At 64.7% G+C, this 21,389-nt stretch carries 20 protein-coding genes; 7 read left to right on the forward strand and 13 right to left on the reverse strand.

Translation table 11 applies throughout. The features are described from left to right. Positions 1 to 39: 39 nt before the first annotated feature. A complete protein-coding gene (locus ACEUCR_RS11285) occupies positions 40 to 1,251 on the reverse strand; it encodes an RsmB/NOP family class I SAM-dependent RNA methyltransferase (protein ID WP_041993917.1) in 1,212 nt (403 codons plus the stop codon). Between the two features lie 178 nt (positions 1,252 to 1,429). Here ACEUCR_RS11285 and ACEUCR_RS11290 point away from each other — a divergent pair, with 178 nt between their 5' ends. The 5 genes from ACEUCR_RS11290 to ACEUCR_RS11310 all read left to right on the forward strand — a co-directional run bounded on the left by ACEUCR_RS11290 (position 1,430) and on the right by ACEUCR_RS11310 (position 6,320). Then, entirely contained in the window at positions 1,430 to 3,439 is a 2,010-nt protein-coding gene (locus tag ACEUCR_RS11290) for a reprolysin-like metallopeptidase (protein WP_408790178.1), read from the forward strand. Then, positions 3,436 to 3,807 carry a hypothetical protein gene (locus tag ACEUCR_RS11295; RefSeq protein ID WP_408790179.1) on the forward strand — a complete coding sequence of 124 codons (372 nt, stop codon included), beginning with the start codon at positions 3,436 to 3,438 and terminating at the stop codon, positions 3,805 to 3,807. The genes ACEUCR_RS11290 and ACEUCR_RS11295 overlap by 4 nt, the downstream gene beginning before the upstream one ends. Before the next feature lie 214 nt (positions 3,808 to 4,021). Next, positions 4,022 to 4,660, forward strand: a complete 639-nt coding sequence (gene pdxH / locus ACEUCR_RS11300; protein WP_408790182.1) for a pyridoxamine 5'-phosphate oxidase — start codon at positions 4,022 to 4,024, stop codon at positions 4,658 to 4,660. A 6-nt stretch (positions 4,661 to 4,666) separates the two neighbouring features. Beyond that, positions 4,667 to 5,689, forward strand: coding sequence for a GNAT family N-acetyltransferase (locus ACEUCR_RS11305; protein WP_408790185.1), 1,023 nt, complete (start codon positions 4,667 to 4,669; stop codon positions 5,687 to 5,689). 124 nt (positions 5,690 to 5,813) lie between these two features. Continuing rightward, positions 5,814 to 6,320, forward strand: a complete 507-nt coding sequence (locus tag ACEUCR_RS11310) for a GNAT family N-acetyltransferase (RefSeq protein WP_041993905.1) — start codon at positions 5,814 to 5,816, stop codon at positions 6,318 to 6,320. Between the two features lie 65 nt (positions 6,321 to 6,385). Here ACEUCR_RS11310 and ACEUCR_RS11315 read toward each other — a convergent pair whose 3' ends face one another. From ACEUCR_RS11315 to ACEUCR_RS11355, 9 genes are all read right to left on the reverse strand, one after another. After that, positions 6,386 to 7,423, reverse strand: coding sequence for a GGDEF domain-containing protein (locus ACEUCR_RS11315; RefSeq protein WP_392444424.1), 1,038 nt, complete (start codon positions 7,421 to 7,423; stop codon positions 6,386 to 6,388). Between the two features lie 254 nt (positions 7,424 to 7,677). After that, positions 7,678 to 8,811, reverse strand: coding sequence for a ribosomal protein uL16 3-hydroxylase (locus ACEUCR_RS11320; protein WP_408790188.1), 1,134 nt, complete (start codon positions 8,809 to 8,811; stop codon positions 7,678 to 7,680). Positions 8,812 to 8,939: 128 nt separating this feature from the next. Then, positions 8,940 to 10,310 carry an adenylosuccinate lyase gene (gene purB, locus ACEUCR_RS11325; protein WP_392444428.1) on the reverse strand — a complete coding sequence of 457 codons (1,371 nt, stop codon included), beginning with the start codon at positions 10,308 to 10,310 and terminating at the stop codon, positions 8,940 to 8,942. Positions 10,311 to 10,340: 30 nt separating this feature from the next. After that, positions 10,341 to 10,952 (reverse strand): high frequency lysogenization protein HflD, encoded by a 612-nt coding sequence (gene hflD, locus ACEUCR_RS11330; protein ID WP_111872865.1) that lies wholly within the window; start codon positions 10,950 to 10,952, stop codon positions 10,341 to 10,343. Positions 10,953 to 11,108: 156 nt separating this feature from the next. Continuing rightward, on the reverse strand, positions 11,109 to 12,215 hold the full coding sequence (mnmA, locus tag ACEUCR_RS11335) for a tRNA 2-thiouridine(34) synthase MnmA (RefSeq protein WP_111872866.1): 1,107 nt from the start codon (positions 12,213 to 12,215) through the stop codon (positions 11,109 to 11,111). Between the two features lie 158 nt (positions 12,216 to 12,373). Then, on the reverse strand, positions 12,374 to 12,841 hold the full coding sequence (locus ACEUCR_RS11340) for an NUDIX hydrolase (protein ID WP_010673620.1): 468 nt from the start codon (positions 12,839 to 12,841) through the stop codon (positions 12,374 to 12,376). Between the two features lie 64 nt (positions 12,842 to 12,905). Then, complete coding sequence (locus tag ACEUCR_RS11345) at positions 12,906 to 13,823, reverse strand: pseudouridine synthase (RefSeq protein ID WP_408790192.1); 918 nt, start codon at positions 13,821 to 13,823, stop codon at positions 12,906 to 12,908. Between the two features lie 74 nt (positions 13,824 to 13,897). After that, on the reverse strand, positions 13,898 to 14,365 hold the full coding sequence (locus ACEUCR_RS11350; RefSeq protein WP_408790195.1) for a GNAT family N-acetyltransferase: 468 nt from the start codon (positions 14,363 to 14,365) through the stop codon (positions 13,898 to 13,900). A 2-nt stretch (positions 14,366 to 14,367) separates the two neighbouring features. Then, the gene (locus tag ACEUCR_RS11355; protein WP_408790197.1) at positions 14,368 to 14,859 is read right to left on the reverse strand and encodes a MerR family transcriptional regulator; all 492 of its coding nucleotides are present in this window, start codon (positions 14,857 to 14,859) and stop codon (positions 14,368 to 14,370) included. 224 nt (positions 14,860 to 15,083) lie between these two features. On the opposite strand from ACEUCR_RS11355, the gene ACEUCR_RS11360 reads away from it, so the two are divergent. Beyond that, positions 15,084 to 16,328: an NADH:flavin oxidoreductase/NADH oxidase family protein gene (locus ACEUCR_RS11360; RefSeq protein WP_408790199.1), complete on the forward strand. Its 1,245-nt coding sequence runs from the start codon at positions 15,084 to 15,086 to the stop codon at positions 16,326 to 16,328. Here ACEUCR_RS11360 and ACEUCR_RS11365 read toward each other — a convergent pair. Both ACEUCR_RS11365 and ACEUCR_RS11370 read right to left on the reverse strand, forming a co-directional pair. Then, positions 16,309 to 17,076, reverse strand: coding sequence for a DUF3142 domain-containing protein (locus tag ACEUCR_RS11365; RefSeq protein ID WP_408790201.1), 768 nt, complete (start codon positions 17,074 to 17,076; stop codon positions 16,309 to 16,311). The genes ACEUCR_RS11360 and ACEUCR_RS11365 overlap by 20 nt on opposite strands. A gap of 3 nt (positions 17,077 to 17,079) precedes the next feature. Continuing rightward, positions 17,080 to 19,200, reverse strand: a complete 2,121-nt coding sequence (locus ACEUCR_RS11370) for a hypothetical protein (protein WP_408790203.1) — start codon at positions 19,198 to 19,200, stop codon at positions 17,080 to 17,082. A gap of 529 nt (positions 19,201 to 19,729) precedes the next feature. On the opposite strand from ACEUCR_RS11370, the gene ACEUCR_RS11375 reads away from it, so the two are divergent. Then, the gene (locus ACEUCR_RS11375; RefSeq protein ID WP_084205344.1) at positions 19,730 to 19,882 is read left to right on the forward strand and encodes a hypothetical protein; all 153 of its coding nucleotides are present in this window, start codon (positions 19,730 to 19,732) and stop codon (positions 19,880 to 19,882) included. Positions 19,883 to 20,141: 259 nt separating this feature from the next. Here the strand turns inward: ACEUCR_RS11375 and ACEUCR_RS11380 are convergent, their stop codons facing one another. Then, positions 20,142 to 21,371 carry an MFS transporter gene (locus ACEUCR_RS11380; RefSeq protein ID WP_408760055.1) on the reverse strand — a complete coding sequence of 410 codons (1,230 nt, stop codon included), beginning with the start codon at positions 21,369 to 21,371 and terminating at the stop codon, positions 20,142 to 20,144. Positions 21,372 to 21,389 lie beyond the last annotated feature (18 nt).

The raw sequence follows: 21,389 nt of genomic DNA on the forward strand, positions 1-21,389 counted from the left end.
CTCCTTTTTTGCGGCTGTTGCTGCGCCCTGGGCTCAGCCTCAGGCGATGCGCTCCAGGCGGGCCATATAGAAGCCGTCGAAGCCGGTCTGGCTCGGGCTGACGTTATGGTCATCCAGCAGGCGGAAGTGCTCGTTGGCAGCCAGGAACTTGTCTACCTGCTGACGGTTTTCCGCCGGCAGTATGGAGCAGGTGGCATAGACCAGCATGCCGCCGACCTTGGTCATCTGGCTGTAGCGTTGCAGAATCTCTTCTTGCAGCGCCATCAGCACGGGCAGACGCTCGGCGGTGTCGCGCCACTTGGCGTCCGGGTTGCGCTTGAGCACGCCCAGGCCTGAGCAGGGCACGTCAAGCAGCACCCGATCCGCACTCTCTTTCAGGCGCTTGACCGTCTTGCTGCTGGTGATGACCCGGGTCTCCACGTTGTGGGCACCGGCGCGGCGGGCGCGCTGCTTGAGGTTCTCCAGTTTCCACTCTTCCACGTCCATGGCGAGCAGGCGACCCTTGCCCTCCATCAGGGCGCTGATGTGCAGCGTCTTGCCGCCGGCACCGGCACAGGCGTCGATGACCCGCATCCCGGGCTTGACGTCGAGGGCCGCGGCCACCAGCTGGGAGCCGGCATCCTGCTGCTCGAACCAGCCATCGGCGAAGGCCTTGGTACGAAACAGGGCGGCGTCAGAGGTGACCTGCAGAGCGGAGGCTACCCCCTCGACCGGGATGGTGCTGACCTGCTCCTTGGCCAGGGCGGCTTGCAGTTGCTCCCGGGTGCACTTGAGGGTATTGACCCTCAGGTAGCGCTTGGGCATCCAGGCGAGGGCGGCGCGCTCGGCGGGCCAGCTCTCTCCCAGCTGCTCGCTGCCCAGCTTCTCCAGCCAGCTGGGGCAACCATCCATCAGCACAGGATTCTTCTTGGCCTCGGTCAGACGGCGACGAAATGCCTCTTCATTGAAGCGATCCAGACTGGGGTGGTTGGGCATACTAATCTTGTGAAACGCATGCCAGGCCAGCAGCAGCGGCCAGACGTTCTTCGCCGCCTGCCGCACCTGAATGCCGGACAGGTTGCAGTAGAGGCTGAGGCGACGCAGCAGATCGCCGGTGACCAGGGCAATCCTTGCCTGTTCTTGGGGTTTGAGTTCGATGCCGGAAAAATGACGGGCGTAGGCTCTGTCCAGGGTGAGTCCCTGAGTCAGAACGTCGTCAAGAATGGCATCAACCAGATCCCCGAAACGGGGCAACAGTGGGGACTTGAGCATGAGATTAACCTTGGCCGAAGAAATCCGCGCAATGATAGGGGTTAGACCAGATTGGCGCAACCGCGGTGCTTGCCGCCCCCCTGATAAACGGCCATGATCCCGTTATTTGTCGGCGCAACCGCCTTTGGCGACCGCCCATGGCACAGACGATAAGGATATCCAGATGATGTCGATGCGAATGCTTCTGTTATGCATGCCCCTGCTCGGTGGGCAGGCCTGGGCCCAGTCGACGCCTCATTGGCATACCCTGGCGGCCAGGGGTCAGGAGGACGCCGGCGTGCAGGTACGGGCCCGAGCCTTTCGCCAGGTTGACGAGATCGGCGGTCAGCTGACGGCGCTGGCCGATGGCGCCCGCACCCTGATGTTGCCTCTGCCGGAGGGGGGAGAGGTCGGTTTCACCCTGACGGCCAATGATCTGCTGCCGGCGGCGCTGGCGGCCAAGTATCCCGAGATCCTCACCTTCAGCGGCCAGAGCCTGCAGGATGGGCGCGATACCGGCCGCTTCGAGCTGGGCCCCCTCGGCTTTCACGGCATGTTCCGGCACCAGGGCCGGCTCATCTTCGTCGACCCCCTGGCCGATGGTGCTGGCTATGTGGTGTACGATCAGCGCGATGCCCTGACCCCGCTGGATCAGCAGGCCGACGAGGTGCTGGGCCAGCCCCTGGCCGCCGCCCGGGCCGTGCTGGTGAGCGGCAACGAGCGCAGGCGCTATGCCATCGCCATCTCGGCCACGGGGGAGTACACCCAGTATCACAATGGCACCAAGGCCGGCGCCCTGGCGGCCATCGCTACCCTGCTCAATCGGGTCAATGAGGTTTATCAGCGGGATCTGGGGGTGAACTTCCAGCTCATCCCCAACAACGACCTCATCATCTATACGGATCCCGCCACCGACCCCTTCAGCAATGACAGCAGCGACATGACCAAGAACCAGAGCGTGCAGGCGGGGGCCCTGGGGGGCACTGCGTTCGATATCGGCCATGTGCTCAACACAGGGGGAGGGGGCCTGGCCGTGGTGGGCAGCCTGTGCCTCTCCAACTTCAAATCCCAGGGGGTGACGGGGTCCTCGGCTCCCGTGGGGGACGCCTTCTTCATCGACTATGTCTCCCACGAGCTCGGCCATCAGCTGGGGGCAGAGCACACCTTCAACGGTACCACGGCGGATTGCGGCAGTGGCAGCCGCAGCGCCAGCCAGGCCTGGGAGCCGGGCAGCGGCAGCTCCATCATGGGCTATGCCGGCCTGTGCGGGGAGGAAAACCTGGGCAGTCGCAGCCTGGCCTATTTCCACAGCAAGTCCATCGAGCAGATGCGGGTCCACATGGCCCGTTACCCCAACTGCGGCACGGGGGAGGCACTGAGCAACAATGCGCCCCAGGTGGCGGCGGGCAAGGATTACGTGATCCCGGCCAACACCCCCTTCCTGCTCAGCGGCGGCGGCTCGGATCTCGATGGCGACAGCCTGAACTACAACTGGGAGCAGATCGATCTGGGCACCGCCTCCAGCAGCCTGGCCACCATGGTCGATGACGGCAGCCGTCCCATCTTCCCCTTCGTGGCGCCCGGCACCTCGAGCCAGCGGATCCTGCCCAGCCTGAGTTCCCTGCAAAGCGGCACCCTGGCCAAGGGGGAAGCCTGGCCGACCACCAACCGCACGTTGAACTTTCGCCTGACGGCCCGCGACGGCAAGGGTGGGGTCGCCAGCGACGAGATGCAGGTGCAGGTGGTCAACACAGGCTCCAGCTTCAGGCTGACCGCCCCCCTGGACGGCACCCTGGCGGAGCAGCAGTCCCTGGCCATCGCCTGGCAGGTGGCGGGCAGCCAGCTTGCCCCCATCTCCTGCGGCAAGGTGGACGTGGCGCTGAGCGCCAACGACGGCCAATCCTGGAGCCCGCTGGCGAGCGGGATCGCCAACAGCGGCGCCGCCAGTCTGCTGCTGCCGACCCTGCCCGCCTCGGATCAGGGCCGACTGAAGCTGAGTTGTAGCGACAACATCTTCTTCTCCATGAGCCCCAGGCTGAGGCTGGCGGGCAGCGGCAGCACCATAGGCAGCGTCAGCCAGCCGGTCACGCCGACGGCGCCCGACGGCGACTCGAGCGAGGAGGGAGGCGGCGGTGGCGGCAGTCCCGGCCCCTGGCTGTTGCTGCTGCTCGCCCTGGGGGGCGCCAGCCGGCGTTGGGTGGCCCGATGAAGGCCCTCTGGCCCCTGGGGCTCCTCCTGCTCGCCGGTTGCCAGGCCGATGCCAGCTCCCAGGGGGTTCCCCAGCCCGATGCGGCTTTGCCTGGCACAGTGGTACCGGATCTGGCCCAGGCACTGGACGAGCACCTGGCGCGGGGCGATCACCGCCTCATCATACGGGCCGGACGTGGCCAGATGGCACCGGGCATCGCGGCCGAGCAGCAGCAGGCCGCCAAGGCCCGCTGCGGCACACGCTATCTGACGGGGCTGGTGGACATGGTCAGGCCGGGGGAAGAGGCCAGGCAGCAGGCGCTGACCGAGTTCGCCGCCGAGTACAATCGTCAGATGCTCGGCCACTGTCCTTCCGATGAAGACAAATAAGGCGGCCATGGCGCGCCGCGGGAGAAAAGAGGCCAGCGGCCGAGGTATTTGCCCTCCCGATGAGGGGGCCGCCAGATAAAGCAGCAGAGGGGAGGCCATGGGCCTCCCCTCGCAGTTGAGGCTTGTGGCGAGGGCGGGCTCGTCGCACAATGCCAGCCAGAACATGCCCGTCGCCATGGGGCGGGGAATGGGAAAATAAAGAAGGAAAAACAAGATGATGGATGTTGCCGATCTGCGCCGTGAATACATCAAGGGGGGGCTGCACCGGGCGGATCTGCCCGCCGAGCCCTTGGTCCTGTTCGAGAAGTGGCTGGGGCAGGCCTGCGAGGCCAGGCTCTCCGATCCCACCGCCATGGTGGTGGCGACCGTCGATGGCGAGGGGCAGCCCTGGCAGCGCACCGTGCTGCTCAAGCACTTCGACGATGCCGGCATGCTGTTTTACACCAACATGGGCAGCCGCAAGGCGAGCCAGCTGGCGGGCAATCCCCGCATCAGCCTGCTCTTCCCCTGGCACATGCTCGACAGACAGGTGCATGTGACGGGCCGGGTGGAGAAGCTGGGCTCCCTCGAGGTGATGCGCTATTTCCACAGCCGCCCCAAGGATAGCCAGATAGCGGCCTGGGTCTCCCAGCAATCCTCCCGCATCAGTGCCCGAGGCGTGCTGGAGGCCAAGTTTCTCGAGCTCAAGCAGAAGTTTGCCAATGGCGAGGTGCCGCTGCCGAGCTTCTGGGGCGGCTACCGGGTGGTGATCGACACGGTGGAGTTCTGGCAGGGGGGCGAACACAGGCTCCATGACCGCTTCCTCTATCGGCGGGAAGGGTCAGGCTGGCAGATAGACAGACTGGCGCCCTGAGGCCAAGTGACCGCTCACAAGGCTGCCGCCTGGCCGAGGCGCTCTCCCCTGGGTCTGCTGATCGATGGCGAGCTGCTTGCACCCCACTGGTTGCTGGTGCTGGCCCGTTGGCGTCAGGCCGGCCATGGCTGGTGGCTGCTGGGTCATCCAGGCAGAGGGGGGCCAGGTGCCCAAGGCGCCATCCTCCCTGGCTGTGAGCCAGATGGCTGGCTCGATGCCAGCCAGCTCTTGGCCGACTGGCTGACCCCGGCCCCCGACTCTTTGGGGGCTGGGCTGCCGAATCGGCAGATCCTGCTGAGCGGCTCCCTCTCCTTGCAGGTGCTGGCCCGGGAGCTGGGGTTGCTGACCCTGGGGCCGTGCGGTGGGGATCAGGATCTGGCCCCTGGCGATCCCCTGGGGCCAGCCTTGACCCGGTTGCTGGCCAAGCACCTGACCATCCCTGCTCTGAGCGAAGTGAGTGCTCCGCTCACGCCGTCCTTCAATGAAGTCACCACTTCGCTCCCGTCACCCCCGAGCCTTGCCTCGTCAGCTTGCTTGACGCTGCGCCCCCTGCAGCCCGGGGACGACACCTGGATCCGCCGCTACTGCCGGGACGGCGCCCTGAGCCGTTATACCCTCAATATCCCCCACCCCTACCCGGATGAGGGGGCCCTGGACTGGTTGCGCCTGTGCTGGCGCAGGCAGGCCCTGGGGCAGGGCTGGAGCTGGGCCATCACCCTGGATGACGAAGGGGCAGAGGAGGCGGTGGGTACCCTCTCCCTGGGCCGGGATGGCAGCCTGGCCTGGTGGGTGGGGCTGCCCTGGCAAAATAGGGGGCTGGCGACCCGGGCCGCCAGACTGGTGCGCGACTTTGCCTTTGGGCGCGCCCACTTGCCCGAGATCAACGCCTGCCACATGACGGCCAATCTGGCCTCGGGCCGGGTGATGGCCAAGCTGGGCATGGTGGATCTGGGGGTGAGCGCCCTGGCGTCTCGTCCCGATTGCCTGGTGCGCCACTGGCGGCTGGCCGCCCCCGGGGACGAAAGATGAGGCGCGGCGCCCATGACGTTCAATCGTTTTCCTGGGGCGAGGCTCCCATTTCTCGACAAAGCCGTGCCGGCGCCGCGGCGGTTATATGGAATAATGGCGGCAAGTTGTATCAGGAGTCTGTCTTATGCTGAGAACCGAGCGCCCCGGCGACATGCTGCCGGTCTATGAACTGGTGAGTGCCGCCTTTGGCCGTCATGATGAGGCCGAACTGGTCAATCGCCTGCGCGAGTGTGGCGCCGCCGTGGTGACCCAGGTGGAGGAGGAGGACTATGAGTTCATGGGCCACCTGCTGCTCAGTCCCGTCACCATCAATGGACAGGAGGGACCCTGGCTTGGCCTGGCCCCGGTCGCGGTTCACCCCGACTGGCAGGGCCAGGGCATAGGCTCGGAGCTTATCCGCGAGGGGCTGGACACGGCGCTGGAGATGGACTGGAAGGCGGTGGTGGTGCTCGGCGATCCCGCCTACTACGGCCGCTTCGGCTTTCGTCCCGCCAGCGAGTTCGGTCTGCACTGCTGCTATGAGGTGCCGAGTGAGCACTTTATGGCCATGGAGCTGCAAACGGGGGGCCTGGCGGGCCTGCAGGGGGAGGTGCTCTACCACCCGTTGTTTGACGAGCCCCTGGAGGAGTAACCAGTGGCACCCGCCCCACAAAAAATGGACCGTCAGGGTCCATTTTTTGTGGGGCGGATTCAGGGTCAGGATTGCTGTTTTGCTTCGTACATGGCTTTGTCTGCGCCATCAATCAGCTCGTTGACGCTGACAAACTCTTCATTGCCGGTGGCATTGATACCTATGCTGATGGAGAACTCGGGATAGGCGGTGGTGAAGCTGGCCTCAATGCGGTCGCTGATGTGCAGCGCCGTCGCCCGGCTGGCTTCCGGCAGGATGACGCAGAACTCATCGCCGCCGATCCGGCAGGGGAAGTCGGTGTTGCGGCAGCACTCGGCGATGGCCTGCCCCAGGGTCTGGAGCACCTCGTCTCCTTTGGCATGGCCGAAGGTGTCGTTGATGAACTTGAACTTGTTGACGTCGATGTAGATGACGGAGAGATAGCTCTTGCGGCGGATAGCGGCGTTGAGCTCGCGGTTGATGGTACTCATCATGGCGCGCTTGTTGTAGAGCTCGGTGAGGGGATCCCGCTCCGCATGGCTACTGAGTATCTTGGATTTTTCCTCCAGCTCGCGGGCATAGGCCTCCATGCGTTTCTTGGCATTTTCCACGGCGCTGAGCAGAGTCCCTATGTAGGTATCAAATACCAGGGCAGTGTCGAAACTGATGAGCTTGTCGAGGGCACGCAAGACCAGAGAGCGCTCTGTGGCGTTGCTCATCTGTTCGATCAGCACGTCTTCTATCAGGTACTTGAGGGTACAGCTGGCAGAGAGATAGAGCTTGGGTTCCACCCCTATGCGCTTGTGCACCAGCCCTATCCGCAGCCGGCTGTTCACATAGGCATTGTCATAGTGGCCACAGAAGAGTTCCTGTATGTAGCGACGCTGGGCGGTGCGCAGGCGCTGCAAGGTATCCGAATCGCCAATCAACAGGGCAATCTCATCGAACTCCGTCTGTTTTTCGTAAAACTTGCCAACGATGGCATCAAGATTACGTTCAATGAGCGGCTGCTGGGCGGCGAGGGTGTCCAGCTCGGCCTGGCTCAGTTTCAATAGCGCCATGCGTCGCTGGATCTCGATCTCGTTGATATTGAATTGTTCGATCAGCGTTTTTTCGATCAGCATGCTTACCTCTATTCCCCTTGGGCTGGGATCCCGGCCTCTCACCGTGACAGCCTTGTTGATGCCAGGTAAATGTGGATATTGACCATGGAATGAAATTAGCAGCTTTGGGACGGGGTTGCATACCTATCTAATTGATTGATTTATACCAAGTAAGCAGAGCTTTGGGAGCCTGGCCTGCGGGCCCGTTCCTCGGGCATCCGGCCATGAAAAAGGCGCCATCAGGCGCCTTTTTCGTCTATGCCACCCGGCAGGGATCAGTCGCCGAAGAACCAGTAACCGCGGTTGATGAGACGGGTCAGCAGCTGCAGGAAACCGGCCTGATCGGCCAGTTCCACCATGTCGGCCTGGGTGATGATGTCCTTGTCGCACAAGAGCGAAATGGCGGCCGGATCCTCGCTTGGCAGGGTCCAGGCCTCGCCGTCGATGTAGCAGGTGCGGCTCTCGCCGCTGAACCAGACGCTGCGCAGCCCCGGCACCTTGATGGCGGGCTCGCCCTGGCTCAGCAGGTCGGCCACTTCCTCGGCGCTGTAGTCAGGCTCCATGGGGCTCACGTCCAGATCGTGCTTGGCCTCGGAGATCATGGTGCCGAACCACTCCTTGAACAGGGTCTCGTCGTCGAGGGCCTGTTGCATCAGCTCCCGCAGGCGGTGCAGCTCATGGGGCTGAATTTCGCCGTGGCGGGCGCGGGGCTGGAGGTCAGGGTCGCCGTATCGCTCGGTGCGCAGATCGTTGTCGATCAGGTGATCGGCAAACGAAGAGATAAGCGCTTTGGCGTCCGGCGCGCGAAAGCCCACCGAGAAGTTCAGGGAGGGCTCGATGGCGTAGCCCTCGTGGGGGAATCCGGGCGGGATGTAGAGGATGTCGCCCGGCTCCATGATGGCGTCGATGATCGCCTCGAACGGCTCGCAGTGCAGCAGGGCGGCGTGGGCGGCAAACTCGCCAAGGGGCTTGGCGTCGCCAACACGCCAGTGGCGCTTGCCCTGGCCCTGGGTGATGAAGACGTCGTAGTTGTCGATGTGGGGGCCGACACCGCCGTGAGGGGTGGAGAAGCTCACCATCACATCGTCAAAGCGCCAGCCCGGGATGAACTGGAACGGCACCGCCAGCTCGTGCACCTCGGGCACCCAGTGGTTGCACGCCTGCACCAGCACGGTCCAGTTCTCTTCCCCCAGGTGATCGTAGGATTCGAAGGGGCCGTGGGACGCCTCCCACTTGTTGTTGAAGCGGGTGACGAGGCGAGATTCGATCACCTCCTCCATGGCCAGCCCCGCCAGCTCGTCCGGGCTGATGGGATCCTGAAAGTCGGTGAAACCGCCCTTGATGAGGAGCGGGCGCTTCTGCCAGTAATGCTCGAGGAAGTGAGCGATATCCAGATTGAGTTGGTACATGGTGCTTCTCGTATCTTGTGAGAGGGCTTGCCCAAGGCGGGCTTGGGCAAGGCCTGTCGGGTGCTTGAAAAGAGCAGGGGGCCCTGTGGCAACAGATGCACAGGGCCCCCGGATATCAGGTTATCGCCTTATTTCAGCAGATCGACCAGACGCTGGGCGTCGCCGATGTAGTTGGCCGGGGTCAGCTTCTTCAGCTCGACTTTCACGTGCTCGGGGAGCTCGAGGGTGTCGATAAAGGTGCGCATCCCTTCGGCGTCGACGCGGCGGCCACGGGTCAATTCTTTCAGCTTCTCGTAGGGCTTCTCGATGCCGTAGCGGCGCATCACGGTCTGGATGGGCTCCGCCAGCACTTCCCAGTTGGCGTCCAGATCGGCGGCCATGGCGTCCGCGTTGGCTTCCAGCTTGGAGATGCCCTTGAGGGTCGCCTGATAGGCAATCAGGGAGTAACCCACCGCCACACCCAGGTTGCGCAGCACGGTCGAGTCGGTGAGATCACGCTGCCAGCGGGAGATGGGCAGTTTGCTCGCCAGGTGCTGGAACACGGCGTTGGCCAGACCCAGATTGCCTTCGGAGTTCTCGAAGTCGATGGGGTTGACCTTGTGGGGCATGGTGGAGGAGCCGATTTCGCCGGCGATGGTGCGCTGCTTGAAGTGGCCCAGGGAGATGTAACCCCAGACGTCACGGTCAAAGTCGATCAGGATGGTGTTGAAGCGGGCCAGGGCGTCGAACAGCTCGGCGATGTAGTCGTGGGGCTCGATCTGGGTGGTGTAGGGGTTCCAGGTCAGGCCCAGCGAAGTCACGAACTCCTCGGAGAACTGGTGCCAGTCCACATCCGGGTAGGCGCTGATGTGGGCGTTGTAGTTGCCCACGGCACCGTTGATCTTGCCCAGCAGCTCGACCGCCATGATCTGCTTGAGCTGGCGCTCCAGACGGTAGGCGACGTTGGCCATCTCCTTGCCCATGGTGCTCGGGGTGGCCGGCTGACCGTGGGTGCGTGACAGCAGCGGCATGTCGCGGTACTCGACGGCCAGGCGCTTGATCTCGGCAATCAGCTTCTCGCAATAAGGCTTGATCACCTCTTCCCGGGCGGTCTTCAGCATCAGGCCGTGGGAGTTGTTGTTGATGTCTTCCGAGGTGCAGGCGAAGTGAATGAATTCGCTGACGGCGGCCAGCTCCGGGTTCACTTCGACTTTTTCTTTGAGGAAGTACTCCACCGCTTTCACATCATGGTTGGTGGTGCGCTCGATCTGTTTGATGCGGGCGGCGTCGCTCTCGTTGAAGTTGAGGACTATGCCGTCAAGCACGGCATTGGCGGCCGCGCTCAGGGCTGGGACTTCCGGGATCCCGGCGTGGCTGGCCAGTTTTTGCAACCAGCGCACCTCGACTTCGACGCGAAAACGCAGCAGACCGAATTCGGAGAAGATAGGGCGCAGGGCATCGGCCTTGTCACCATAACGACCGTCAATCGGGGAAACGGCAGTCAGCGCGGACAGCTCCATGGGGTGAACTCCTGATGATTGGTGTGGGGGTTAAAATCGTTTGGCCAGTTCCACCATCTTCTTGCGAGCGAAGATGATCTGGGTACGGCTGCCACCGAGCTGGCGCCACAGCACCACGGCGCGGATGCCCGCCAGCAGCAGGGCACGCACCTTGTGCTGCACCAGAGGCTGCTGCAGGAACAGCGGGGTGCCCGCCACCTGGATGCGCGGCCCGATGGGGCTGATAAGGTCGCTGTAGATGCTCGCCATGTTGGCCAGGATCTGCTCGTCGAGCAGATCGAAATGCTGTTGCTGGCGGCCGATCTGGCTGATCCGCTCCCCCAGCATGTTGAGGATGTCCTTGCGCTTGGCCAGCTTGCGCTCCAGCGCGATCAGGCTCACCACGTAGCGGGTCAGCTCGGCATTCTTCTGGCTGCCGTCGGCCCCCAGCTGCTCCACCAGGGCGCGGTAGCCGTCGCGAATGGCCAGGTGGCTGCCGAACACTTCCAGCGGCTGTTTGGGATCGGTGACCAGAATGCTTTGCAGGCTCTCGCGCAGGGAGGCTTCGTCGCAGGAGCCGTCACGGGCCACCTTCTGCACCAGGTAGGCGGCCTGGCAGATGCCTGCGAAGGCCATGGTTCTGTCTTGGAATTTGTCGCTCATAGATTCACGGCCCTGTCTTGTTCGTTCACCGGCTGATGCCATGTCCGGCCTGGAAGTTGCCAATCATGTATCGCTGCCTTGTGCTGTTTTTTCTTTGTCCCCTCTCCCGCGAGGGGAGAAGGGAGTACAGCGCGGACGCTTGTGAGCGTCCAGCCCTTACACCGGATGGCTGAAACGCTGTTCTATGATGCCGCCGCCCAGGCACACTTCCCCGTCGTAGAAGACGGCGGACTGGCCCGGGGTCACCGCAGCCTGTTTCTCGTCGAAGATGACCCGGATGGTCTCATCGTCGATGGGCTGGATCAGGCAGGGGATATCTTCCTGACGATAACGGGTCTTGACGGTGCAGCGGCGCGGCGCCCGAATGGGGGTGCGATCCACCCAGTGCAGCTGGCTCGCGACAAGGCCGTCGGAGTAGAGGCGGGGGTGTTCCCCTTGCGCCACCACGAGCGTGTTGCGCTCCACCTCTTTGTCCACCACGTACCAGGCCTCTTCGGTGGCATCTTTGCGACCGCCTATGCCAAGGCCCTTGCGCTGACCCAGGGTGTGATACATCAGCCCCTGGTGCTCGCCGATGACCTTGCCATCCACGGTTTCGATGGGACCGGGCTGGGCGGGCAGGAACTTGGCCAGGAAGTCCTTGAACTTGCGCTCGCCGATAAAGCAGATGCCGGTGGAGTCTTTCTTCTTGGCGGTGATGAGGTCGAGCTGCTCGGCGATGCGGCGCACCTCCGGCTTCTCCAGATCCCCGACCGGGAACAGGCTCTGACCCACCTGGGCTTCGCTCAGGGTGTAGAGGAAGTAGCTCTGATCCTTGTTGGTGTCCAGACCGCGCAGCAGGCGGGGGCGGCCCGTGCTGTCGTCACGGCGCACATAGTGGCCGGTGGCGATGTAGCTGGCACCCAGCTCTTCGGCGGCAAATTCCAGGAACGCCTTGAACTTGATCTCCTTGTTGCACAGGATGTCCGGGTTCGGCGTGCGACCCGCCTTGTACTCTTCCAGGAAGTGCTCGAAGACGTTGTCCCAGTATTCGGCGGCGAAGTTGATGGTGTGGAGTTTCATCCCCAGCTTGTCGCAGACGGCCTTGGCATCAGCCAAATCCTGGGCGGCAGAGCAGTACTCGTCCGTGTCGTCTTCTTCCCAGTTCTTCATGAACAAGCCTTCGACCTGATAGCCCTGCTGCTGGAGCAGGTAGGCCGAGACGGAAGAATCCACGCCGCCGGACATGCCGACGATCACCTTGATTTGGCTGTTGTCTGTCATTAGTCGAAGTTACCAGTTCGTTTAAACGGGGCGTATTCTACCAGAGTTTTGCGCCCCCGGTCACATCTCCCTGCCGCCGTTCCCCTCGGAAGCCTGGCGGTGGGAAATCGTTTTTCTTGTCTCGGCCCCATAGCGTCAAAAAGAGTTTCTAACGGCTCTCAGATAAAGGCCTTGAGGGCCGACAGCGGCAGGCGGGTGCCGGCCAGATAGTCCTGGATGCACTGCCACACCAGGGGGCTTCGCAGGGCCGGCTTGCACTCGGCAATCTCCTCCAGGCTGAGCCAGTGACAGGCCAGTACGTCACCATCGGGATCTTCTGGATGGTGCTGACCGGGCGACTTTTCAAGGTCGAAGATGACAGCGGTGCGCACAAAGGTGGCCTCGCTGTCTGCCGGTTTGAACAGATAGACCCCGAGCCAGCCGGTGGGGGCGGCGGTGAGCCCGGTCTCCTCCTTCAGCTCGCGGCAGGCCGCCTGGATGAGATCTTCTCCCGGCTCCACGTGGCCGGCGGGCTGGTTGAAGCGGCGCTTGCCCGCAATCTCCTCTTCCACCAGCAAGAAACGCCCCTGCCAGTGCACCAGGGCGGCCACGGTGAGGCGGGTGGGCAGCGGTGGGTGATCGCTCATAAGGACTCCTTGTCTTGTTGGCTGTGCCCCTGCGGGGGCGCTCGATGCAGATCCGCTGTCGCCTTCATTCAGAGGGCTTGGTGCGGGCCGGACGGCGGGCGGTGGTGCGCCCGCCGCTGCGATTGCCAGGGCGCGGGTCTGCCCCGCGGCGGCTCCGCTCCTGGCGTGGCTTCTGATCTGTTGGCCGGGCGGCTCGGGGGGCGCTGCGGCCAGTGCCCCCGGCTGCGGCGGATGCCCGTGGTTTGCCGTGCGTGGCTGCTGGTCGTGGCGCGGGTGCCAGCTCGGGGGCGGGCAGGGCGCGGCTCTCCCCCGGCGCCAGACCATCGAGGGTCCACTCCCCGATGGCGTAGCGGATAAGGCGCAGGGTGGGGTAGCCGATATGAGCGGTCATCCGCCGCACCTGGCGGTTGCGCCCCTCCACTATCTTGATCTCCAGCCAGCAGGTGGGGATCTCCCTGCGCTCGCGTATGGGCGGGTTGCGTGGCCACACGGCCGGTTCCGCCATGATGCGCGCCCCGGCGGGCAGGGTCATGCCGTCGTTGAGCTCCACCCCGGCGCGCAGGGCAGCCAGTTTCTCCTCGCTCGGCACTCCTTCCACCTGTACCCAGTAGGTCTTGGGGGTCTTCTCTCCCGGCTGGGTGAGGCGCGCCTGCAGCTTGCCGTCGTTGGTGAGCAGCAAGAGCCCTTCGCTGTCGCGGTCTAGCCGGCCCGCGGCATAGATGCCGGGCTCGGTGATGTAATCCTTGAGGGTCTCGCGGCCCCCTTCGTCGGTGAACTGGCAGAGCACCATGTAGGGCTTGTTCAGGAGCAGCAGCTTGCGATCAGCCGGGGCGGGGGCCGGTTTGCGCTCGTTGACTCTCCCTGGGTGCTGCGCCTTCCTGCGTTGGGATGGGCGCGCCGTGGTGGGCCCTTTGGCCTTGTGCTCGGTGTCAGGGCGGGCGGAGAGGGAGAGGCGGGGACGGGCAGGTTTCATCGCGTGCATACCAAAAACAGGGGATGGCGGAGTGTACCACAGGGGGCGGCCATCAGGGGGAGGGCAGGGCTCAGCCTCTCGGATCAGGGGGACGCGGTGTCCGGCGCCAGCACAAGGGAGAGGCGCAGCATGTCCTTGTGCTGGATGCCGTGCTCCATCAGGGGCTCGGGATAGTGGATGAGGAAGTGATCCTTCACGACGGCATGGACGCGAAAGCCGTGGCGCTGGTAGTAGGTGAGCTGGTGGCCGAAGCTGCCGGTACCGAGCTCGACGCGGCCTATCCCCTTCCCGGCAAGGTTCGTCAGCACGAAGCGCAGCAGGCCGGAGCCTATGCCCTGCTGCTGTCGGTTCGGGGCAACGGCGATGTTGAAGATCTCGGCGGTTTGCTCCCCCACCAGGCCCGCCACGCAGGCCCCCACGACCTCCTTGTCCGCCAGGGCGGCAAAGCCCCAGGCCCCGGGCAGATAGGCGGCGATGCGCGACGCGGCGGGATCGGCCTCCAGTAGCAGGGCCAGCGGCAGGTGAGCGGGGTCCATCTCGACAAACGTCATCCTTATCTCTCTCCCTGTTTGTGACGGTGCGCGCCGCGCGAAACGATGGCGGGCTTGACCGATGTGGTGGCCTTGGCGGTGCCCTCGGGGGAGGCAATGCCCATGGTGGCCAGCACCCGGGCGGCGTTCTCCTCGCACGGCATCTCGCCCGGTTTGGATTCAACCAGCTGGATCAGGGCCTGCAACTGCTGCTTGCTGTGGGCAAGCCTTGCCTCCAGCGCCTCGATGTCGCTCACCTTGGACTTGAGCGCCGCCAGCAGCGGGGCGTGCTGCCAGGTGCTGATGTCGGCGGGTACCAGCTGCTTGATCTCGTCGAGGGAGAAGCCCGCCTGCTGGGCCTGGCCGATGATGGCCAGCAACTGCGCCGTTTCGGGCGGGTAGTCGCGATAGCCGTTGGCACCCCGCCGCACCTGGCTGAGCAGGCCCCTGGCTTCGTAGAAGCGGATGGCCGAGGCCGCCATGCCGGTCTGTCTGGCCAGTTCACCTATCTTCATCTTGCCTCCCGGGCTGCGGGTTGATGGGCCCGCCATGTCAATGACTGAGGGGGCGGGGTCTGGGGAATTCTAGGGTTAAAGTCCGCTTGAATGTCAACGGTTCCGAGCAAGGGCGGTGCGGCTGGATAGCGTTTCCCCCATCGCAGCGGCATCCCGACAAAGGGGCTTGACCTTCAAGTCAGCTTCAAACTTATGGTGGGGCCCTCACTACCGAGGAGATTGCCATGAACCCCTTTACTCCCCTGACCCTGCCGAGTGGCAGCCAGCTTATCAACCGCCTCGCCAAGGCCGCCATGGAAGAGAACATGGCCGACCGTGACCATGCCCCTTCGGAGGCGCTGATCCAGCTCTATCGCACCTGGGCAGAGGGGGGCGCCGGCCTTATCATCACCGGCAATGTGATGGTGGACGGGCGCGCCATGACGGGGCCTGGGGGCGTGGTGCTCGACTCCCCGGCGCTATCCCCACAGATAGGCGAGCGTTTCAGGGCCTGGGCCGAGGCGGCCAAAAGCGGCGGGGGCCAGATCTGGATGCAGATCAACCACCCAGGTCGCCAGATGCCGGCGGCGCTGGGGCAGCCCACCCTGGCCCCTTCCGCCGTGCCCATGGCGCTCGGCAGTTTCTCCAAACAGTTCGCCCCGCCCAGGGCCATGAGCGAGCGCGATATTGCCGAGGTGAAGGCGCGCTTCATCCACACGGCGCGGCTGGCACAGGATCTGGGTTTTGACGGGGTGCAGATCCACGCCGCCCACGGCTATCTGCTGAGCCAGTTCCTCTCGCCGCTCACCAACCAGCGCCCTGATCGCTGGGGCGGCAGCCTTGAGAATCGTGCCCGCCTGCTGCTGGAGATAGTGCAGGGGATCCGTGAGCAGGTGGGGGAGCGCTTTGCAGTGGCGGTCAAGCTCAACTCCGCCGACTTTCAGCGCGGCGGTTTCAGCACCAAGGATGCCAGGGCTGTGGTCGAGATGCTCAACCCCCTCGGGGTGGATCTGGTGGAGCTCTCCGGCGGCAGTTACGAGGCGCCCGCCATGCACGGCCAGGCCCGGGATGGCCGCACCCTGGCGCGGGAAGCCTATTTTCTGACGTTTGCAGAGGAGATAGTGGCTGCCGCCCGCATGCCCGTGATGGTGACCGGGGGGATCCGCCGTTATCCGGTGGTGGAGCAGGTGCTCGGCAGCGGAGTGGCGGTCGTCGGCATGGCCACCGCGCTTGCCATAGCCCCGGATCTGCCCGCCAGATGGCGCCGGGAGCAGGAGGTCAGCGCCGAGCTGCGGCCCATCCCCTGGCGCAACAAGGTGCTGGCCTCGGTAGGCTACATGGCGATGGTGAAATACCAGCTGCGCCGCCTTGGCCGCGGCAGGGCCAGCAACCCCGGGGTGGCGCCCGTCCTGGCGCTGGCCTGCCAGCAGTGGCAGACCCTGTGTGGCAACGCCCGCTATCGGCGCTGGATCAAGGGGCAGGGGGTGTGAAGGAGGATATCGCCCTGCCGGCCCCCGGGCTCGGCGCCGGGCGGTTGAGAAGGAAGACCACCTCGCCCCGGTAGTGGGGGGAGGCGGCCAGTGTTGTCTGCCAGGCGGGATCCCACTCCCCATCCTGCACCAGCCCTATCTTGAACGGGATGGTCAGTTGCGCCATGGCGGGCAGATAGGCCTGATAGCCAGGCACAGTGCGTGTGCCCTGATAGGTCTGGATCACCAGCTCGTCCACTGGCAGGCGATTGAGCTCTGCCACGTCCCCCGTTTTCGCCCAGTCGAGCAGCCCAGTCACGCTGAGCTTGCACCCGGGAGGCAGGGCGCGCCGCAGTTGTTGCAGGGCGTCGCCATAGCGATCGAGCTGGCGGGTCGCCGCATCGAAGTCGATCTGGATGCCCGCCACCTGGGCCCCGGCCGCGCGCCACGCCTCGTAGAGGCGCACCAGCACCTGCTGGTGGGCGGGGGAGATGGGGAGGGCGTTGACACGCACCACCAGCCAGACCTGCCCGGCCTTGAGGGGGGAGGGAACCCGCCCCAGCTTGACGAAGCGGGGGCCGCCGGGCCTGTCCAGGATCTCCCCCTGATGCAGATAGAGGGTGCTGGCCTGTTCCAGAACCGGCTGGTGGCGGGTGGCGGACCAGAGCCAGAACCCGTGATAGGCGCTGGCATCGACGCTGGCCTCAAGGGGAGTGGCCAGGGTCGTCAGCAGCAGCGCCATCAGGGCGCGTTCAGGAGGTCTGCTCATGGCTCACCAGTAGTATTTGAGGGATCTGGCCCACACCGAGTTGCCATAGCGCTGCTTGAGGGTGTTGAACCAGGCCTGCCGGGTGCGTTTGGGGATCTCCTGGCTGTCGCAGCTGTTGTAGCCGGAGGGGGCATAGCACTGGATGGCGCGATAGAGGGCATAGCTCTTGTCCTCGGGCTCCGCCTTGGGGTTGGCCATCACGGCCTGATAGAGGGCGAGGCGACTCGGGGACGTGGGGCGCTCGTCTTGCGCCAGTCCCCAGATCATCTCGCTACCCTGCCACAGGTCGATATGGGGCTTTCGGCTGCGCAGGTACTCTCCCAAGCAGTTGAGGGCATGACCGTCGTCGGGGCGCTGCACCAGGGTGCCGAGGGTCTGGGCCAGATCCCGGCAGTGGTAGCCCTGGGGCGTCTCCTCCCCGCGCCACTGGAATGCCGAGAGGCGCACATCCCCATTGGGCACCGGCTGCCAGGGGGCGTCGGCGGGAGGGGTCGCCTCCTTGTGATCGGCGGGGATGAGGGCCAGATCCTGCAAGAAGGTGGCAGCGTCGCTGGCGATGAGATCCCGCACCAGCAGGGTATGGAGCGCAATCTGCCGCTCCGCCGCGCTCGGGCCCTGACTGGCTTGCTGGCGCAATAGGGCGGGCTCGGCCTCCTGCTTGAGCACGGCCGCGCGGATGCGCAGCTGGGTGATGGGGCTGCCCGGCTGGAAGATGGCCGCCGTGTTGCCGGTGCGCACCCAGTGATCTGCCAGCACGTTCTCCACGAACGCCTGCTGGGCCTGACCCAGGGGGGAGGTCACCAGCGCCATCAGGGCCTGCTCGGCCTTGTCGAAGGCCTTCATGCCCTGCCAGGCCCAGATGCGCAGCATCTGGTGGCTGAATGCCAGGGTGGCGTCCTCCTGGCCCGGGGAGGGCAGGGTCAGCACCTGCTCGAACTGCTTGTCCAACAAGAGGATATAGGCCTTGAGGTAGGCCGCCTGCTCAGTGTTGCCGGTTTTTTGCAGTTGCGCGATGGCGTCGTCCAGCTGGGCATCTTGCCAGTCCCGTGGCCGCTCATAGGCAGGTCTGAGGCCCCGCAGGGCATTGACGAACAACAGCGCCGGCTGGGCCGAGTCCTGATAGACCGCCTGTTGGCGATAGGCATCGCCACTGAGCAGGGTGAGATCGATCTCGTTGACCAGGGCCTCCAGCGCCGGCAAGGGCTGGCGGGTTGCCATGGCCTCGTCATAGGCATCCCGCAGGGCGCCAAGATCCCCGGCCATCCACTGGATGCGTCTGAACAATCCTTTGGTCGAGCTGGCGTAGCGCCCCTGCGGGTAGGCCGCCAGATAGGCCTGACCCTGGGCCATGGCGCGGCGAAGGGCCTCCTTGTCACTCCTGGCCACGTCCTGATCGCCGTATTCGTCTTTGGCTTCCTTCATCGCGAGGTTGATCTCCGTGCGCATCACCATGTAGGTCGCGCTCTCGGCCACCCAGGGGGCCTTAGCCTGCTGCAAGGCGGCAAAGCCTGCGCGGGCCTCCTCGAAGCGGTCCTCGTAGAAGTGACGGGCGGCCTGCAGATACCCCTGCCACTCAAGGGCAGCACTGCTCATCCCGCTGGCGGGGGCCGGGCTCTCCTGTTGGCCCAGGATCAGCAGACGGCTTCGCAGCAGCGGCGTGCGCTCCGGGGCGGGCACCTCGCTCTGCTCGAGGGCGTCGAGAAACGCACTGACCGAGGAGAGGGAATTGGAGATGGCGTGGCCGTAGAGGGAGTCGCGGCCCGCGTAGTGCTCGAGCAGCGGGGGGAGTGACGGGTCGTAGGCGGCCAGCCGCTTGCCCAGTTGCTCGCGCAGCGCCGGGTCTTCCACCTCGTCTGGCTGGGGGAGGTGCATCAGAGAGAAGAGCGCCTTGTCACGCTCGTTTAGCGGATCCGCCGGCAGGGTGAAGGGAAGGGAATGGCGCTGCTGATCCCCCAGCAGCATCAGCAGGTTGCCCCGGGTGTCGTTCTCGTTGAGATAGAGCGGATAGGTGGGCAGCGGGCAGTCGGTGAGCCAGAAGCCGCACCCGCCACCGTCGCCGGAGGCGAGGGCGGGCACAGCGGCAATGGCCGCGACCAGCGCAGAGCCATATGTCAGTATCTTCATCGAAGGTGGTATCCGTTCGGTGTCGGTGGGCCGGGCTGGCAGAACAGGCCAGCGCGGTGAGTCGCCATGGCTGGCCATGGTACGAGATAGGGTTGCAATCGACAACCTATTGGCGGCCAGCACCGAGCCGCATCCCGGATGGGGCATCGATGACTGGGGTTATACCGCCCCTTGTCAGCCGGGCAGAGAGCGAAGGCGTGCCTGGTTCGGCCGCCTTTCATGACAAAAGCGTGCATAGCCCGGGGCCTGGGAGGATGACGGACCCGTTGCCGAGGATTTATTTTAATTATTTGATATGAAATGATTTTATGGTTTTTTATGGTGATGGATAAGCGCGCCAAGGATGGCCTCAAACGAAATATTTCTCATTTTTTTAGATTGGTTTTTGCATAATCAATCGTTTATTTCGTTGGGAAATTTGAGCTGTCCTGGTGTCCAATCTCGGGAACAGGTTGACCTGCCTCCATGGAGGCCGTGCCGTCAGCCAGTGTGTAACCGATGTGCAATCGAGATGTAAGGAGACATCCAGATGGAAAAACTTGACCAAGAGGTAGACACCATGCGCCAGAAATTCGAGTCCCAGGGGCTGAAACAGGCGCAGGAGAAATGGCAGGCCAGGTTTGATGAACTGCAACGGGAGCGCACCGAGCTGCCCAGGCTCAATGCGGCACAAGAGCACTAGTCAGACGGCCGCGAGGCCCGGATGACAAGCATAATGACCACCGCCCCAAGAGAGGGCGGTGTTTTTTTTTGCATGGGACGGGTCTGGGGTTGCCCGCGTCGGCGCAGCACGCCACAGAGATCCTGGCCGGATAGCTGGCGTCGGGATCCTGCCCCCGGCTTGCCCATCTTTGGGGGGATCCGGTCGGGCTGCGGCGTCAGCGGGCTATTCTCCCCTGATCAACCATCACAAGGGCCATCGCAAGATGGCCCTTGTGCATTCAGGCAGACGAGGTGGCGGCTGGGGCCAGGCTGGCTCTGAGGTGAGTGTAGAGGCCGAACCCGGCCAGCAATCCGACCAGGGCCAGCAGGTACCAGATGGCGGTGGCGGGGCGGCTGCCCGCCTCCCCCAGCATAAAGCCGATGAGCAGGTTGCCAAAAAGCGCCATGCAGCCCCCCGCGCTGGCATAAAAACCGTAGTAGCTGGCGAGTTGCTCGGGAGGGGCGTAGCGGGGCAGCTGGGCGGCAAAGAGCGGGAAGCAGAGAACTGAGCCGAGGGAGAGCAGGGCCACCTGGGCCAGGACGCCCGCCGTCGGCCAGGGGGAGAGCAGGGGCAGGGCCAGATAGCTCATCCCCATCAGCCCTATGCCGAGCCCCATGGCGAGCGGCACCCCAAGGCGGCGCTCCACCAGACGCGACGCCGGCAGCTGGAGCAGGACGCCGATCACCGCCGAGAGGGTGAAGACGCCACCGAGCAGCTGGGTGGCGTCCGGCAGGCTCTGGATATGGGCGGGCAGGGCCAGATAGAGCTGGTGGAACAGGATCTGATAGCTGCCCGCCAGCAGGGTGAACATCATGAAGGGGCGCTGGCGCACTATGGTGCCCCACTGTCGCAGGATGGCGCCGCGCGGGGTGTGGGTGTCTACCGGGCGTTTGGGTAGCCCCCGATATTGCAACACCCCGAGCAGGGCGAACAGGCCCGCCGCCAGGAAACCGGTCAGGGCATAGCTCTGCTGGGTCAGGGTGAGGCCGACCAGGGGGCCGAGCAGCATGCCCGCCTGGCTGGCGAGATTGTGCAGGGCGAAGGCGCGCTGACGCTGACCCGGCGCACTGCATTCGCTGGCGAGGTAAGCCTGGGCGCAGGGGGTGAACAGGGCCCCGGCAAAGCCGGTCAGGGCCGCCGCCAGCAGCAGTATGGGCAGAGACTCGGCCCAGCCCAGCAGCATGAAGCCCAAGGATCGCACCAGGCAACCCCAGACGATGGCGGGGTGATAGCCGATGCGATCCCCGAGCGTCCCCCCCAGCAGAAACAGCCCCTGCTGGCTGAACACCCGCATCCCCATGACCAGACCGCAGGCCCAGCCGGCGAGACCAAGCCCGCTGCCCATGTGCTGGGCGAGGAAGGGCAGCATCATGTAGAAGCCGAGGTTGAACGCCAGGCCGTTGATGATGAGCAGGCGGGCGGCCGGGCTCATGCCCTGCCAGTCCCGCCAGTAGGAGGCGCGGCTCATGGGGTGTTTACCCGGGCG

Origin of the sequence: Aeromonas bivalvium (assembly GCF_046078285.1) — a bacterium.
In the GTDB taxonomy this organism is placed as follows: domain Bacteria; phylum Pseudomonadota; class Gammaproteobacteria; order Enterobacterales; family Aeromonadaceae; genus Aeromonas; species Aeromonas bivalvium.

Bases quoted from the DNA above. Each gene is read 5' to 3' on its own strand.
- ACEUCR_RS11285 (WP_041993917.1), bottom strand. From the start codon at position 1,251: ATGCTCAAGTCCCCACTGTTGCCCCGTTTCGGGGATCTGGTTGATGCC.
- ACEUCR_RS11290 (WP_408790178.1), top strand. From the start codon at position 1,430: ATGCTTCTGTTATGCATGCCCCTGCTCGGTGGGCAGGCCTGGGCCCAG.
- ACEUCR_RS11295 (WP_408790179.1), top strand. From the start codon at position 3,436: ATGAAGGCCCTCTGGCCCCTGGGGCTCCTCCTGCTCGCCGGTTGCCAG.
- pdxH (WP_408790182.1), top strand. From the start codon at position 4,022: ATGATGGATGTTGCCGATCTGCGCCGTGAATACATCAAGGGGGGGCTG.
- ACEUCR_RS11310 (WP_041993905.1), top strand. From the start codon at position 5,814: ATGCTGAGAACCGAGCGCCCCGGCGACATGCTGCCGGTCTATGAACTG.
- ACEUCR_RS11315 (WP_392444424.1), bottom strand. From the start codon at position 7,423: ATGCTGATCGAAAAAACGCTGATCGAACAATTCAATATCAACGAGATC.
- ACEUCR_RS11320 (WP_408790188.1), bottom strand. From the start codon at position 8,811: ATGTACCAACTCAATCTGGATATCGCTCACTTCCTCGAGCATTACTGG.
- purB (WP_392444428.1), bottom strand. From the start codon at position 10,310: ATGGAGCTGTCCGCGCTGACTGCCGTTTCCCCGATTGACGGTCGTTAT.
- hflD (WP_111872865.1), bottom strand. From the start codon at position 10,952: ATGAGCGACAAATTCCAAGACAGAACCATGGCCTTCGCAGGCATCTGC.
- mnmA (WP_111872866.1), bottom strand. From the start codon at position 12,215: ATGACAGACAACAGCCAAATCAAGGTGATCGTCGGCATGTCCGGCGGC.
- ACEUCR_RS11340 (WP_010673620.1), bottom strand. From the start codon at position 12,841: ATGAGCGATCACCCACCGCTGCCCACCCGCCTCACCGTGGCCGCCCTG.
- ACEUCR_RS11345 (WP_408790192.1), bottom strand. From the start codon at position 13,823: ATGCACGCGATGAAACCTGCCCGTCCCCGCCTCTCCCTCTCCGCCCGC.
- ACEUCR_RS11350 (WP_408790195.1), bottom strand. From the start codon at position 14,365: ATGACGTTTGTCGAGATGGACCCCGCTCACCTGCCGCTGGCCCTGCTA.
- ACEUCR_RS11355 (WP_408790197.1), bottom strand. From the start codon at position 14,859: ATGAAGATAGGTGAACTGGCCAGACAGACCGGCATGGCGGCCTCGGCC.
- ACEUCR_RS11360 (WP_408790199.1), top strand. From the start codon at position 15,084: ATGAACCCCTTTACTCCCCTGACCCTGCCGAGTGGCAGCCAGCTTATC.
- ACEUCR_RS11365 (WP_408790201.1), bottom strand. From the start codon at position 17,076: ATGAGCAGACCTCCTGAACGCGCCCTGATGGCGCTGCTGCTGACGACC.
- ACEUCR_RS11370 (WP_408790203.1), bottom strand. From the start codon at position 19,200: ATGAAGATACTGACATATGGCTCTGCGCTGGTCGCGGCCATTGCCGCT.
- ACEUCR_RS11375 (WP_084205344.1), top strand. From the start codon at position 19,730: ATGGAAAAACTTGACCAAGAGGTAGACACCATGCGCCAGAAATTCGAG.
- ACEUCR_RS11380 (WP_408760055.1), bottom strand. From the start codon at position 21,371: ATGAGCCGCGCCTCCTACTGGCGGGACTGGCAGGGCATGAGCCCGGCC.